Genomic DNA, 15,047 nt, shown 5'->3' on the forward strand with positions numbered 1-15,047 from the left:
GCAACCACACAGGCTTGCCCATAAACTTTGAAAATAAATAAATTATGGACTTTGACTTTTCTTTTTATCTTTTGCTGGCCACGGTAGTCACAGGTGTTATTTGGGGAAGTTATTTATTATTTCTCAAATCAAAAGGCCTCATTTTTGATGAAAAAGATGAACCTGTACTTGTTGAGTATGCGCGTTCCTTTTTTCCGATTGTGTTGATTGTGTTATTGCTTCGCTCATTTATAGCCGAGCCTTTTCGCATTCCTTCGGGATCAATGATGCCGACTTTACTGGTCGGTGATTTTATCTTGGTAAACAAGTTTATTTACGGCATACGTCTGCCCGTTATTAATAAGAAAATCATTGAACTGAAAGAGCCACAGCGTGGTGACATTGTCGTTTTTCGTTATCCTAAAGATCCTGCGGTCGATTACATAAAACGTATTATTGGCCTGCCTGGCGACAAACTTGTTTATAGCAATAAAAGATTAACCGTTAATGATGTGCCGGTTGAAGAAGTTTCATTAGGGCGTTATCAAGGTTTGGGTCAGGGTGAAGATATGACCGGTGCTGAAGAATTATTGGAAAATTTGACCGGTGTTGAACACAGCATTCTGATTAGAAACGGCACACCAACGGTTGAATTTGTTTATGTCGTTCCGGAAGGAAATTATTTTGCCATGGGCGACAACCGCGACAACAGCAATGATAGTCGTTACTGGGGACCGGTTCCTGAAGCCAATCTGGTTGGCAAAGCCTTCTTTATCTGGATGAGTTGGGATTGGCAAGATAAGGGTGTCGGTTTTAGTCGTATTGGCACGGTATTAAAATAACGTAACAACCGTGGCAACAAACAAGATTTATAGCTACTGAGATATGGTATCGTTACTGTTAATTTTATGCACAGTTATGACTGACGGGGAAAATTGATGAACAGATCACATAAACATCAGCAAGGTTTAACATTTATCTCGCTTATTTTTATTCTTGGTCTCATCGCTTTTTTTGTTTTATTAGGCCTTAAAATAGGCCCGATTTACCTTAATCATAGCAAAGTAGTCAGCGCTCTAGCCGAGATTGAAAAAACCCCTGCTATTGAAGAACAAAGTGAAACTGAAATCAGAAACAGCCTGGGCAAGCGCTTTAATATTAATTATGTTGATGATGTTACTCAGGATGACATTACCATTACCCACCAAAGGAATTATTTAAAAGTGACTATTGAATACGAGGTTGTCAGTAAAATCATCGGTAATCTTAGCGTTTTAGTGGAATTTAATGATGTTATTGAGGTCGGTAAGCAGTGATTAAAAAGCCCGAAGTTTTGTGTAGGAAACTGGGATTAAAATTTAATAATCCACAATTTTTTACTAATGCTTTAACCCATCGTAGTGCAAGTTCCAACAATAACGAAAGACTGGAGTTTTTAGGCGATTCAATTCTGGGATTTGTTATCGCCCAAAAATTGTATGATATTTTTCCCGAAGCCAGTGAAGGTGTTTTAAGTCGACTAAGAGCCAGTCTGGTCAACCAAACGTCATTGGCAGAATTAGCCAGGGAACATCATTTGGGAGACTATTTATTGATGGGCTCAGGCGAATTGAAAAGTGGTGGCTTTCGCCGCGACTCAATTTTGTCGGATGCACTGGAAGCCATTATGGGTGCATTATTTAAAGATCAGGGCATCGAATTTTGTCAACAATGGATCGAGTTGTTATTTGCAAAAAAACTAAGCCTGTTATCTTTGGATAACTGGCAAAAAGATCCAAAAACGCAACTGCAAGAATTGATGCAGTCAAAAAAACTGGTCTTACCCGAATATACCTTAATAACCATGTCAGGACTTGCCCACGAACAAATGTTTAAAGTTAAATGCACCATTCCGTTAATAAAAGAAACTTGTGTCGGTACAGGTATCTCCAGAAAAAGAGCCGAACAGTCGGCAGCAGAACTTATGCTCGAATTATTAAAGAAGGATAGTCAATGAATTGCGGTTTCGTAGCACTAATAGGTCGCCCCAATGTTGGTAAATCTACGCTGATGAATCATTTGCTTAAGCAGAAAATCAGCATTACTTCTCGTAAGCCACAAACCACAAGGCATCGAATTCTGGGGATCAATACCACTGAAGCGGGCCAAGCCATTTATATGGATACGCCGGGCATGCACAACAATGAAAAAAGAGCCTTGAACCGGTATTTAAACCGTACGGCTGAAACAACATTGCTGGGCGTCGATGTGATTGTCTGGTTGATCGATGGCTTATCGTGGCATGAATATGATGAAGTCATCTTTAAAAAGCTGGAACAAGCCGGATTGCCGGTTATTCTTGCTGTCAATAAAGTCGACAAGGTAAAAGACAAAGATGCCATATTGGCTTTTTTTGCCGAAGCACAGCATCGCTTTCCCTTTGAGCATTTAGTGCCTATTTCAGCCTTAAAAAGAACCAATCTTGATCAACTGGAAAGTCTGATCATGAAGCTGTTACCGGAAAATGATTTAATTTATCCTGAAGATCAGATTACCGACCGGCCTGAGCGCTTTTTGGCTGCCGAAATTATCAGGGAAAAACTGACCAGACGTCTGGGTGATGAATTGCCTTATGCGCTAACGGTTGAAATGGAGCGCTATGAAGAACTGCCGCATATCACTAAAATCTATGCCATTATTTGGGTAGAACGGTTGACGCAAAAAAATATTGTGATTGGCAAGGATGGCGAAATGCTAAAAAAAGTCGGCACGGATGCACGCTTTGATATAGAAAAATTAATCGGACAAAAAGTTTATTTACAACTTTGGGTTAAAGTTAAAAAGAACTGGTCGGATAATGAACGCGCCATGCAAAGTCTGGGGTTTAATGACTGATAGGGCCGTATATTTACAACCTGCCTTTATTCTGCAACAACGAAAATTTAGAGAAACCAGCCTTATTATTGATGTATTAACCCGAGATTTTGGCCGGGTTTCCTTACTGGCTAAAGGGGTAAGAAAAGCCAAATCCAAAACTGCAGGTCTGTTGCAACCTTTTATCCCGTTAACACTATCCTATTTTGGCAAGTCCGAGTTAAAAACACTGACTGATGTTGAAATAATACAACCATTCCCTCAGTTACAGGGTCTCGCCGTTTATTGCGGCTTTTATGTAAATGAACTGATCGGTTGTTTTTTGCATCAGCAAGATCCTCACCCGGAAGTATTTGCCTGTTATAAAACATGCTTATCCGGGCTTTCTGATAGCTCAAAAATAGAGGCGGCTCTACGTATTTTTGAACTGGATTTACTGGATGCCGTGGGCTACGGATTACAACTCAACCATGATTATCCTGATGGCAGCGCCATACAACCATCAACCCATTATCACTTCAATGCAGAACAAGGACCGATTGAAGCGGCTGATGGCTCTTTCTCCGGCAAGACCTTGCAGGCCTTACAGCTAAGACAACTCACCGACCCACAAGTACTGGCCGAAGCAAAAACACTGATGAGAAAAGTCATCGCCACTCATTTAAACGGTAAGCCTCTAAAAAGCCGGGCTGTCATTAACCAAATTATTCAACATCTATAAAAATGGACAAAATACATATCTTATTGGGCGTAAATATTGATCACGTAGCCACTCTCAGGCAAGCCAGAGGCATGCTTTATCCTGAACCGGTTCAGGCAGCACTGGTTGCCGAACAAGCGGGAGCAGACGGCATTACGGCGCATCTACGGGAAGACCGCAGGCATATTCAGGACAGGGATATTTATCTGTTAAAAGAGATGCTCCATACCCGCTTAAATATGGAAATGGCAGTAACTGATGAAATGATTAATCTTGCGGTTAAAATAAAACCTTACGCCTGCTGTCTGGTGCCTGAGAAACGAGAGGAATTAACAACTGAAGGTGGTCTGGATGTTTTAGGCAGCTTGCAGCGTACGCAATTGGCGTGTGATAAATTAAGAGCGGCAAGCATTGAAGTCTCTCTTTTTATTGACCCCGATGAAGCGCAGATTGATGCAGCGATAAAAGTCGGAGCACCCGTTGTTGAATTACATACGGGATGTTACGCGCTGGCTAAAACCCCAGAACAACAAGCCAAAGAACTGACGCGCATCAGGCAGGCGGCATTTTATGCGCATAGTGCAGGATTACAAGTCAACGCCGGTCATGGTTTGCATTTTTATAATGTCGAAGCTATCTGCGCAATACCGGAAATAGTCGAGCTTAATATTGGCCATGCCATTATCGCTCAAGCTTTATTTTCAGGCCTGGCTCAAACGGTTAAAGACTTAAAGCACCTAATGAGACAAGCCCGCTTAGCAATTTATTGATCGATTAATAAATAAATAGAGCCGATTAATTTAAGGTAAAACCGTGTTTTTGCATACGATAAAGCAAGGTATCCCTGGAAAGGCCTAATAGCCTTGCAGATTTGCTGCGATTGCCTTTTGTACGACCGAGTGCCTGATAAATCAAGTCGGCCTCTAAAGAGTCAAGCTGTATGCCACTTTCAGGCAGGGTAAAAGAAGGGGCTTTCGGAGTACTGCTACTATGGGTCATAAACTCGCGCGGGAGATTTTCCGGCTCAATGATCCGACCAGACAATAAAATACTAAGCCTTTCACACAGATTACGTAATTCGCGAATATTACCAGGCCAGGCATAATCCTTTAAAACCTTCAAGGCTTGTTTACTAAAGGTAGGCGCATCGATTAAATAAGTTGCTGCCATCATAGCCATAAAATGCTTGATAAGATGTTCTATGTCTTCAGTACGCTGTGCCAATGGTGGCAACTCTAAAGGTACCACGTCAAGCCGGTAGTATAAATCCCGTCTAAACTCGCCCGTTTCAACCTGTTTATTTAAATCCGAGTTGGTCGCGGCGATAATGCGAACATCAACGTTATAGGGCTTGATGTCACCAACAGCAAGACACTCGCCAGACTCCAGAAAGCGTAATAATTTTGCCTGAATTGACACGGGCAATGAATTTATTTCGTCAAGAAATAAAGTACCACCGTCTGCGGCTTGAAAAAGCCCTTGGGTATTTGCCGTTGCCCCCGTAAAAGAGCCTTTTTTATGACCAAACAATTCCGATTCAATGAGGCTTTCAGGTAAGGCAGCGCAGTTAAGGGTAATAAAGACTTTATCAGCGCGCCGGCTTTCTTTTTGAATGGCATTAGCGAAGACTTCTTTGCCTGTCCCGGTTTCACCCTTGAGCAAAACAGTTACATCAGTGGCGGCAACCATTCTGGCATTACGAATTAAAGAGTCCAATGCGGGAGATTGACCAATGATAGATTTAAAATGTCCCATAATAGTCTCTGTTAATGTAGTGCCGTGTGTGTGATTGAAAACGCCATCGGATTAAGCCAAGGCAAAGCCGATAACAGCGCCAGAATAATCATAAACAGACCAATAGCCTGCTTAAAACGCTGCATTCTGGATAGCCGGGTCAAAACGCTGGTCATTATACCAACTCCCATGACTGCAGGCAAAGTTCCTAAGCCGAAAGCCAACATGGTTAGTGCGCTCTTGCTGACATCGCCAGCTGTTATCGCCAGCGTTAAAGCCGCATAAACCAGCCCGCAAGGCAACCAGCCCCAGATCATACCAAAAAGATAGGCATGGGTAAGGCTTTTTACAGGGATCAGTTTACGTCCATAAGGTTCTATTTTTTTCCAAATATGCACCCCGGCTTTTTCAATATAAGCAAAACGGGGAAACCATCCGGCTATATAAAGCCCGGCACTGGCCATGATAGTCGCTGAAAGTAATTGCAGCACTCTATGCCCATGCGCTTCACCCAATTGCATGGATAATAAAACCTCAATAAAACCCGCCAGTGCACCCGCTATAGTGTAGCTGGTAATTCGGCCAACATTATAATTAAATACAAACGGTAATAATCGTTTTTTGCTCTTGCGTATTTCGGGGCTCAAACTTAACGTTAATGTGCCAATAATTGAGCCACACATGCCGATACAATGCATACTGCTAAACAGGCCCATTATAAAAGCGACCAGATAAGACGACGTAAAAGCGGGATCAAATGCCATGAGGTTCAAGGTTCAAGGTTCAAGGTTCAAGGTTCAAGGTTCAAGGTTCAAGGTTCAAGAATAATAAATCTTGAACCTCATGCTTTAATTGTTTGAAAATTGGGCAAGAATTTGTGCCTGAATTTTTTCAGCCATCGCTTTACGATTTTCAGCATCACGAATAGGACGGCCGACGACAATATAATCCGCACCATTCTGGAAAGCCATTTCGACACTGACCACACGCTTTTGATCGTCGTCTTCGCGATTATCAACCGGCCTGATACCCGGAGTAATAACCAAAAGCTTATTATCAAGTTGCTCCCTGAGCATGGATACTTCAAGTCCTGATGAGACAATACCGTCACAGCCGATTTGTAAGGCTCGTTTCGCGCGGGACAACACCAGCTCGCGCACATCGCACTTAAAGCCCAAATCATCAAGATCGCCACGATCCAAGCTGGTTAAAGCGGTAACTGCCAGTACTTTAAGATCGCCCTTTTCTTTGGCTGCGGCTTCCATAATCGCATCATTACCATGAATGGTCGCAAGATCAACACCTTTGCTGCTTAACGCCTTGATAGCCCGTCCAACGGTAGCCGGAACATCAAAAAACTTCAGGTCAACAAACACTTTTTTATTTTGCTGTTTCAGCCATTCAATAAAACCAAAATAATCACCCGACATAAACAGTTCCATGCCGACTTTATAAAAAATCACTGAATCGCCGAGCTCTTCTACCAAAGCTTGGGCTTCGGGGATACTGGAAACGTCCAGCGCCATAATCAGGCGCTCACGAACAGGAATAGGTTTGGTTGATATAAAGGTCATAGGTTCAAATTTCAAAGTTCAAGGTTTAAAGTAAAGTTGGCACATCAATACCGGTCGGGGTTTGCAATCCCTGTCCCGCCTCAAGATTTCTTGATGAAGATGAAGTTTATTAATTTTTCATCTTTAACCTGACCCTCAGGCCAGCGTTATGATAAACAAGTTTTTGTGTTAACTATCTTAATAGTTTATTGCGTTTTTAATCCTGCTTTATCCCAGGCTATTATGCCACCTTCCATATTATAAACTTTGGAAAATCCGGCCGAAGTTAATACATCAAAAGCTTGTAGAGAACGTCCACCAGTTTGGCATTGGGTGATAACAGGACTGTCCTTGTATTGTTTAAGCTCTGCCAAGCGCTCATTTAACTACCCCAAAGGAATATGAATTGCCCCTGGAATATGTTGCTTGTTCCATTCACTGTCTTCTCGAACATCGACAATAACGGCTTTTTGCGCTGCGGACATTGAAGAGGCTGCCCTAGGAGAGAGTGATTCGTTTGAAGCGGCTTCTGCCTGGCCAACAGCACAAGCTATTAATAAAGCTACAAAAGCTGACTGAAAAAACCTTAACAATAAACGCATATATTGGCTCCTGAATTATGGACCGGGCTCGTATGCAGTAATGCTATGATGGGTAACCTTGACAATGAAGATTAACTGACATAAATGCATACATCGATTTGTTATGAATATATTTTACCGGAACTTTTTTAAAAATGGACGTTAATCTTAGCATACCAACCCCACGCCTTCACTTATGAACTCAACATTGATTCAAATGACCTTGTTAATGGCTTGCGGTGTAGGCTGGAGAATCCTTAAGCCTGCCGGATTGACAGCAGAACATCTGCGCCATGTATTAACTACTTTTGTCTATTATTTGCTGTTACCCGCCATGGTATTAGACGTATTGTGGACAGCCGATATCGGCTTACAGTCCTTTCACTATACGATACTCGGTGTCAGTTGTATTTTCTTTGCGATGCTGTGCAGCTGGATAATAGGCACATTTTTTAAATTTGAACATAAACGTCTGGGTGCCATGCTGCTGGCGGCGGCCTTCCCTAATGTTACTTATTTGGGCTTACCTGTTTTGGAGCAGATTTTTGGTAGCTGGTCACGGTCAGTCGTTATACAAATGGATTTATTTGCAACAGCGCCCGTCCTGTTCACTATCGGCATTATCGTCGTCAGGCATTACGGTGAAGATCCATCAGAAAAGCCGCAATCAACGCTATCATTTCTTAATGCACCACCCTTTTGGGCAGCAGCTATTGCGGTCATTTTAAATCTCAATGAAGTTGTGGCTCCGGTATGGTTTACCGGCTTTTTACAAAAACTATCGGCAGCGGTAGTCCCGTTAATGCTGTTTTCCCTAGGATTGGCATTAAACTGGAGATCGGTCACCATCCGAAATGGTCCTTATGTCATGCCCGTTATTTTGATAAAGCTACTGTTAATGCCGGTATTTGCAATCGCTCTGGCCGGTTATTTGCCAATGGAAGGTAAATATAAAGCCGCAGCCGTGTTGGATATGGCAATGCCAAGCATGGTTCTGGGGGTTGTTTTTTGTGATCGCTATAAACTGGACAGCGCTTTTTATGCCATGGCCGTTACTGTAACAACAGCGCTGAGTTTAATCACCTTGCCATTTTGGCATAACATACTAATTAACGAGTTTATAAAATGAAGCCAACCCTGGAAATATTCTCTCAAGGCGAAGAAATTGTCACCGGACAAACTGTAGATACCAATGCTGCCTGGTTATCACAACAAGCGGTTGATTGCGGCTTTACCGTAACCCGGCATACCGCCGTAGGCGATAAACTGGATGACCTGATTATTTTGCTACAGGATATAGCTCAAAGAACCGATTGCTGTATTTGCACGGGTGGCTTGGGGCCTACCAGTGATGACTTGACAGCCGAAGCCGTCGCTACGGCTTTTAATCTGCCGCTGGAATTTGACGAAATTGCCTTTACCCAAATCAGTCGTTTTTTTGTGAACAGAAACAGAACGATGCCTGAATCAAATCGAAAGCAGGCAATGCTTCCACAGGGTGCCAAGCGCATCGATAATGAATGGGGAACTGCACCAGGGTTTTCCTTACAATACGGCCGTTGCTGGTTCGCTTTTATACCCGGCGTACCGACGGAAATGCAGCACTTATTTCTGGAAGGCATACTGCCGACGTTATCGACGCGTTTTTTATTACAACCGGGGCAATTAGTCTCTATCAAAACGGTGGGACTGGGAGAGTCTGTTATTCAGGAACGCATAAACGCTATCGAAATACCCGTAGAGGTAGAGCTAGGTTTTCGTGCCGGACCCGACGAAGTGCAAACCAAGTTATTATTTCCCTTTAATTATCCAAAAACGGCAATGACGACTTTAGTCAACCGGTTTGCCGAGAAAATGGGCGACTATGTGTTTGCTATTGATGGCTTGGGTGAAATAACCGGTGATCTGGCCTTTGAAATTAACAAACTAATGGTCAATAAAAAGCTGACTTTAGCGGTCGTAGAAACCGCCAGCCAAGGCTTGTTGGCAGCTAAATGCATGGGTTCAGAATGGTTGCTAAGCGCAAGTTATGAACAATCCACAGCCAAACTGGGACTTGTAGAAACCAATACAGAAAACTTGATAACAACGGCTAAAAAAATTGCCGTCGACCTGCAAAAATCCAGCGCAGCGGATTACGTTCTTGTTCAGTTTTATACAGGGGATAATAATGCCCTGCATAACAAAGACAAGGCCATCATTGTGCATAATATTTTACTGACTGGAGACTGCTTTTATCAGACTACCCAGCCAATAAACGGCGCCATCAAACGCAAACAAAATCAGGCAGCATTACTGACGCTGGATTTGCTACGACGTCATTTACAACATAAAACCATTAATCAATGATTGCTTGTAACGATAGCTTTTCGGATAAATAATTTGCAGGCCATCATGGCAAGCATGACCCAGTAGTCGAAAAATCCTCGCGTAATTTTTCATATCACACCATAGCGGGTCGTCAGCGCGCTCGCCACGCCATACTTGATTAGCCGAATCAGCATGAATTAAAGCCACAGGTTGGTGGGAAATACTTTTTTACCCACCAAAACAGCCAAAAGACAGACCTAAAAACACCCTGCTACGTATAGAAAGGGATGGTTTTTGTTAGGCAGGATAAATATAAGTCGTGTATTTATTCGTGTACCACATCATGGTATCGGCCTACCACGTGAAGATTGGTAGGGTGGACAACGTTTTTTGCCCACCAAAATAACCAAAAGGCCGTAAATAACCTCAATGTATGGAATCAAGAAATAAAGTTATCGTTGCCTGCTGATACTACTCCCAATTAACGATTTTAAAATTTAATCACGACAAATATGCGCGGCATGGAAGTCGATATGATCCTTAATGAAGCTGGCGATGAAAAAATAACTGTGGTCATAGCCTTCCTGCATGCGGATAGTACAGCTGTCGGTAAAGCCCTTGTCTTTAATTTTTTTGGCAAAAACTTCGGTTTTTAACTGTTCCGCCAGAAAATCATCAGCCAAACCCTGATCAATCAATATCGGTGGAATTGACGCGGACTTTTCAACCAGCATAAGACTATCGTACTGCTCCCAATCGGCTTTGTTATCGCCCAAATAAAGAGCAAAGGCCTTCTGTCCCCAAGGGCAGTTCATTGGATTGATAATCGGCGAAAAGGCCGAGACTGACTTGAACTTGTCTTTGTTTTTCAACGCCATGATTAAGGCACCATGACCACCCATTGAGTGACCGGAAATAGCCAGATTATCTTTCGATATTGAAAAATTTGTATACAGAATTTCGGTGACTTCATTGACCACATAATCATACATGCGGTAATTTTCTGACCAAGGACTTTCTGTTGCATTCAGATAAAAGCCGGCACCAGAACCAAAGTCGTAACTATCATGCTCTCCCGGAAGATCAGTTCCACGCGGCGAGGTATCGGGGCATATTACCGTAATACCATGTGCGCTGGCCCAAGGAAATACTCCCGCTTTGGTCATGAAGTTTTCTTCGGTACAGGTCAAGCCTGAAAGCCAGATCATTGCTGGTTTATGCGCTTTTGATGCGGCACTTTCAGGGATAAATACTGAAAAGGTCATCGGAGTTTTGGTCGATACCGAGGGGTGAGTATAGTACTCGACACTTCCGCCAAAACACTTTGCTTTTTTTATTAATTCAATAGTAGCCATTATGTATATATCCTAAAATATGACGACAGATCGTATGCTTTTACCATCATGCATATAATCAAATGCGGTGTTTATTTCTTCCAGCGGCATGGTGAAAGTAATCATTTCATCAATTTTTATTTCCCCCGCCATATATCTTTCAACGTAACCAGGTAGTTCTGTTCTGCCTTTAACGCCACCAAATGCAGAGCCTCTCCAAACACGTCCTGTCACCAATTGAAAAGGCCGGGTTGAAATTTCTTGACCGGCTCCCGCCACTCCAATAATCACTGATTCGCCCCAGCCTTTATGGCAACATTCCAAGGCTTGCCGCATTAAGTTGACATTACCAATACATTCAAAGGAATAATCAACACCGCCATCGGTTAGCTCAACAATGACATCCTGAATGGGCGCGTCATATTTCTTGGGATTAATAAAATCAGTGGCCCCCAGCATTTTGGCCATTTCAAACTTATCTTCATTAATATCAACAACAATGATACGTCCGGCTTTAGCCATAACCGCACCTTGAACACAAGACAGACCAATGCCGCCCAGTCCGAATATGGCAACTGTTGAGCCAGGCTCTACTTTGGCGGTATTTAACACCGCACCAATTCCGGTAGTAATACCACAGCCTAAAAGACAAACCTTCTCTAATGGGGCGGCTTTATTGATCTTGGCCAAAGCAATTTCAGGAACTACGGTATATTCAGAGAAGGTGGAAGTACCCATGTAATGAAAAATGGGGGTGCCATTTTTGGAGAAACGGGTAGTTCCATCAGGCATAAGACCTTTGCCTTGAGTGGCTCGAATCGCCTGACATAAATTGGTTTTTCCGGAAAGACAGAATTTACAGACGCCACATTCAGGTGTGTAAAGTGGAATAACGTGGTCGCCAACTTGTAAAGTAGTGACTCCTGCCCCCACTTCTTCAACGATACCGCCACCTTCATGGCCCAGAATAGTTGGAAAAATACCTTCAGGGTCATCACCGGAAAGTGTGAACAGATCAGTATGGCAGACACCGGTAGCAACCATCCTGACCAAGACTTCACCATGTTGCGGCCCTTGTAGATCAATTTCTTCTATAACCAGAGGCGAGTTTGCTTTCCATGCCACTGCTGCGCGAGTTTTCATAAATTATCCTGTTAATAAGTTTTTGTGAATAAGGCTGGATACAAAAAATTCTTTATACCCGGTAGCTTAATATTTTGAGGGATTGTTTTGTCGAGAATATTACCCAAGAAAGTCATAGCTGTTAAGGCTTTATTCAATCAAAACAAAGACGATAAGCTATAAACAGCCAAATTGGGAACAAAGATACCAGATTTGGATTGTAAACGCGATGCTCAACGTTAAGCGAGGGCTAATTTTTTGAACTGTAAAATAACATTAACCAAAATGTTATTTTAGCCTATAAGCAATACTGCTATCGTAGAAATAAAACCGATAAATCAGAGCATTAAGCGTACTTGATTATTAAACCCCTTAACCACCGGGAGGTAATACCAATCCGTTTTTAACTCGGCTTTGGCATCCCTGTTCTCGGCAAACTGCTTAAATTTGGTCGTAGAAAACCGTTTTAACAGTACTGGCAACGGTCTGTTGCTGATTAAAACCCAGTCACACGACTCCAAAAACCGGGATAAATAACACTCACCTGTCTATCAGCCGAAAACTTACAGCTTGGCAAGCACAGCCGCTACGGTCTCGCCCATTGCCGCAGGTGTTGGGCAAATAACAACGCCCAACTCTTTTAGTATGGCTATTTTTTCTGCTGCGCCTTCACCTGCCGAGGAAATAATCGCACCGGCATGACCCATACGGCGACCTTCGGGTGCTGTTAATCCGGCGATATAAGCAACTACCGGCTTGCTCATATGTTCTCTGGCAAAAAATCCTGCTTCAATTTCTTGGGGTCCGCCGATTTCACCAATCATGAGGATAACTTTGGTTTCGTCATCCTGTTCAAATTTTTCCAGAATATCACGGTGCGAACTGCCATTGATAGGATCGCCACCAATACCCACTGACGTAGAAATACCAATGCCCAGGCGTTTCATTTGATCGGCAGCTTCATAGCCTAACGTACCTGAACGACCAACGATACCGACATTACCATGCATGTAAATATGCCCTGGCATGATACCCAACATGGCACGCCCCGGACTGATAGTGCCGGCACAGTTAGGTCCGGTCAGTATCATGCGTTGGTCTATTGGGAAACGACGCAGAAAATTCTTCACGGTCATCATGTCCTGGGTAGGAATACCATCGGTAATTGCCACACAATATTTGATGCCGGCATCAGCCGCTTCCATAATGGAGTCAGCAGCAAAAGCCGGTGGAACAAAGATAATGCTGGCTTCAGCTCCTACTTGTTGCACGGCTTCTTTAACAGTATTAAAAACCGGCAAGCCAAGATGCGTTTGCCCGCCTTTACCGGGAGTAATGCCGCCTACGACTAGTGAGCCATAATTAAGCATATCTTGCGCATGAAAAGTACCGATTTTTCCGGTAAAGCCTTGAACAATAATGCGCGTTGTTTCGTCAATAAAAATAGCCATTTAAATCTCCTGAGCTGCTGCTTCTTTTGCAACCACTTCATTGCGTGCTTGCACCGCTTTTTCAGCGGCTTCGGCTAACGTTTCTGCGATAATAATAGGCAATCCGCTTTCTGCGATAATACGCCGCCCTTCTTCTACGTTTGTACCTGACAAGCGCACAATTAACGGCACTTTTAAATCGATTTTTTTAACGGCTTGTACCACGCCTTCAGCAATCCAGTCACAACGATTAATACCGGCAAAAATATTAACCAGCATTGCTTTCACGCCCTTATCGGCCAACACTAACCGAAAAGCTTTTTCCGTGCGTTCAGCCGAGGCACCACCACCGACATCCAGGAAATTGGCAGGCTCACCGCCAACCAGTTTAATCATATCCATCGTAGCCATAGCCAAGCCTGCACCGTTAATCATGCAGCCAATATCGCCATCCAAACCAATGTAGCTTAAGCCACGATCAGCAGCAGCCATTTCGCGCGGATCTTCTTGTGTTTTATCGCGTAATTCAGAAATTTTTAGTTGTCGGAACAAGGCGTTGTCATCAAAGCCCATTTTTGCATCCAGCGCAACCAGTTCGCCGCTACGGGTAACCACTAACGGATTGATCTCCAGCATACTGACATCAAGGGCGCGCAAGGCAAGGTAACAGCCTTTGATGGTTTTGACGGCATGACTTAATATTTCCGCATCCAAACCCAAGGCAAAGGCCATTTCACGGGCTTGATAGTCTTGCAAACCAACAGCAGGTTCAATATAAATTTTGGTAATGGCATCAGGATTATTGACTGCCAGATCCTCGATATCCATACCACCTTGTGCAGAACCAATCATTACAATCCGTTCCTCACTGCGATCAACCAAAAAGCAAAAATACAACTCCTTGACAATATCCGTTCCAGCTTCGATATATAACCGTGAACAGACCTTACCTGCAGGACCGGTTTGATGAGTTACCAGTCTTTTACCCAATAAGGAACCAGCCGCTGCTTCAACTTCATCATGAGTTTTACAGATTTTAATACCACCTGCTTTACCACGGGCTCCGGAATGAATCTGTGCTTTTACTGCCCATACATGACCACCGATTTCTCTGGCACGTTGTACGGCATCTTCCGGACTATACGCCAAGCCGCCTTCAGCAATTTTAATTCCATAACCGCTTAAAATGTCTTTCGCTTGATACTCATGAATATCCACAGCATCTCCCTTGTTGATTTTTTATTGGGGTGAAAAGTACCAAGGTGGTTTCCTGCAAAGAATAATCCTGCTTGCCAATTTTTTTATTCATTTGCTGCATTGTAAAAATAGTTATGTAACCAGAGTTACGTAACTATTTTTCCGCCGTGAAAATGAACAAAAATCCTGTGAAATTTAGACTTATTTATGCCTGGATATCACCTAAAACTAAAAACGCTATTTTTTCGCTTTTA

At 43.1% G+C, this 15,047-nt stretch carries 15 protein-coding genes and 1 pseudogene; 8 read left to right on the plus strand and 8 right to left on the minus strand.

All coding sequences use genetic code 11. From position 1 onward, the window contains the following. The first annotated feature begins 44 nt into the window (after nt 1-44). The 6 genes from lepB (at nt 45) to pdxJ (ending at nt 4,302) form a co-directional block, all read left to right on the plus strand. On the plus strand, nt 45-821 hold the full coding sequence (gene lepB, locus KKZ03_RS00175) for a signal peptidase I (protein WP_243219050.1): 777 nt from the start codon (nt 45-47) through the stop codon (nt 819-821). Nucleotides 822-917: 96 nt separating this feature from the next. After that, nucleotides 918-1,295, plus strand: coding sequence for a DUF4845 domain-containing protein (locus tag KKZ03_RS00180; protein WP_243219052.1), 378 nt, complete (start codon nt 918-920; stop codon nt 1,293-1,295). Beyond that, entirely contained in the window at nt 1,292-1,975 is a 684-nt protein-coding gene (rnc, locus tag KKZ03_RS00185) for a ribonuclease III (RefSeq protein ID WP_243219055.1), read from the plus strand. The genes KKZ03_RS00180 and rnc overlap by 4 nt, the downstream gene beginning before the upstream one ends. Next, nucleotides 1,972-2,853: a GTPase Era gene (gene era, locus KKZ03_RS00190; protein WP_243219059.1), complete on the plus strand. Its 882-nt coding sequence runs from the start codon at nt 1,972-1,974 to the stop codon at nt 2,851-2,853. The genes rnc and era overlap by 4 nt, the downstream gene beginning before the upstream one ends. Next, nucleotides 2,846-3,553 carry a DNA repair protein RecO gene (gene recO, locus KKZ03_RS00195; protein ID WP_243219062.1) on the plus strand — a complete coding sequence of 236 codons (708 nt, stop codon included), beginning with the start codon at nt 2,846-2,848 and terminating at the stop codon, nt 3,551-3,553. The genes era and recO overlap by 8 nt, the downstream gene beginning before the upstream one ends. A gap of 2 nt (nt 3,554-3,555) precedes the next feature. Continuing rightward, on the plus strand, nt 3,556-4,302 hold the full coding sequence (gene pdxJ, locus KKZ03_RS00200) for a pyridoxine 5'-phosphate synthase (RefSeq protein ID WP_243219065.1): 747 nt from the start codon (nt 3,556-3,558) through the stop codon (nt 4,300-4,302). 25 nt (nt 4,303-4,327) lie between these two features. Here the strand turns inward: pdxJ and KKZ03_RS00205 are convergent, their stop codons facing one another. The 4 genes and pseudogenes from KKZ03_RS00205 to KKZ03_RS00220 all read right to left on the minus strand — a co-directional run bounded on the left by KKZ03_RS00205 (nt 4,328) and on the right by KKZ03_RS00220 (nt 7,421). Next, a complete protein-coding gene (locus KKZ03_RS00205) occupies nt 4,328-5,287 on the minus strand; it encodes a sigma-54-dependent Fis family transcriptional regulator (RefSeq protein ID WP_243219068.1) in 960 nt (319 codons plus the stop codon). Between the two features lie 11 nt (nt 5,288-5,298). Beyond that, entirely contained in the window at nt 5,299-6,030 is a 732-nt protein-coding gene (locus tag KKZ03_RS00210; RefSeq protein ID WP_243219072.1) for a sulfite exporter TauE/SafE family protein, read from the minus strand. 84 nt (nt 6,031-6,114) lie between these two features. After that, a complete protein-coding gene (gene pyrF / locus KKZ03_RS00215) occupies nt 6,115-6,840 on the minus strand; it encodes an orotidine-5'-phosphate decarboxylase (protein WP_243219077.1) in 726 nt (241 codons plus the stop codon). Between the two features lie 185 nt (nt 6,841-7,025). Then, nucleotides 7,026-7,421, minus strand: a pseudogene (locus KKZ03_RS00220) (rhodanese-like domain-containing protein). 175 nt (nt 7,422-7,596) lie between these two features. Here KKZ03_RS00220 and KKZ03_RS00225 point away from each other — a divergent pair. Then, the gene (locus tag KKZ03_RS00225) at nt 7,597-8,529 is read left to right on the plus strand and encodes an AEC family transporter (protein ID WP_243219080.1); all 933 of its coding nucleotides are present in this window, start codon (nt 7,597-7,599) and stop codon (nt 8,527-8,529) included. Then, nucleotides 8,526-9,749: a competence/damage-inducible protein A gene (locus KKZ03_RS00230; protein ID WP_243219084.1), complete on the plus strand. Its 1,224-nt coding sequence runs from the start codon at nt 8,526-8,528 to the stop codon at nt 9,747-9,749. The genes KKZ03_RS00225 and KKZ03_RS00230 overlap by 4 nt, the downstream gene beginning before the upstream one ends. Before the next feature lie 458 nt (nt 9,750-10,207). Here the strand turns inward: KKZ03_RS00230 and fghA are convergent, their stop codons facing one another. The 4 genes from fghA to KKZ03_RS00250 all read right to left on the minus strand — a co-directional run bounded on the left by fghA (nt 10,208) and on the right by KKZ03_RS00250 (nt 14,814). Next, a complete protein-coding gene (gene fghA, locus KKZ03_RS00235; protein ID WP_243219089.1) occupies nt 10,208-11,065 on the minus strand; it encodes an S-formylglutathione hydrolase in 858 nt (285 codons plus the stop codon). Between the two features lie 12 nt (nt 11,066-11,077). Continuing rightward, a complete protein-coding gene (locus KKZ03_RS00240) occupies nt 11,078-12,187 on the minus strand; it encodes an S-(hydroxymethyl)glutathione dehydrogenase/class III alcohol dehydrogenase (protein ID WP_243219093.1) in 1,110 nt (369 codons plus the stop codon). Between the two features lie 542 nt (nt 12,188-12,729). Next, a complete protein-coding gene (sucD, locus tag KKZ03_RS00245; protein WP_243219095.1) occupies nt 12,730-13,617 on the minus strand; it encodes a succinate--CoA ligase subunit alpha in 888 nt (295 codons plus the stop codon). Beyond that, the gene (locus KKZ03_RS00250) at nt 13,618-14,814 is read right to left on the minus strand and encodes a malate--CoA ligase subunit beta (RefSeq protein WP_243219096.1); all 1,197 of its coding nucleotides are present in this window, start codon (nt 14,812-14,814) and stop codon (nt 13,618-13,620) included. Nucleotides 14,815-15,047: the final 233 nt, after the last annotated feature.

It is taken from the genome of Methylobacter sp. S3L5C (assembly GCF_022788635.1).
In the GTDB taxonomy this organism is placed as follows: domain Bacteria; phylum Pseudomonadota; class Gammaproteobacteria; order Methylococcales; family Methylomonadaceae; genus Methylobacter_C.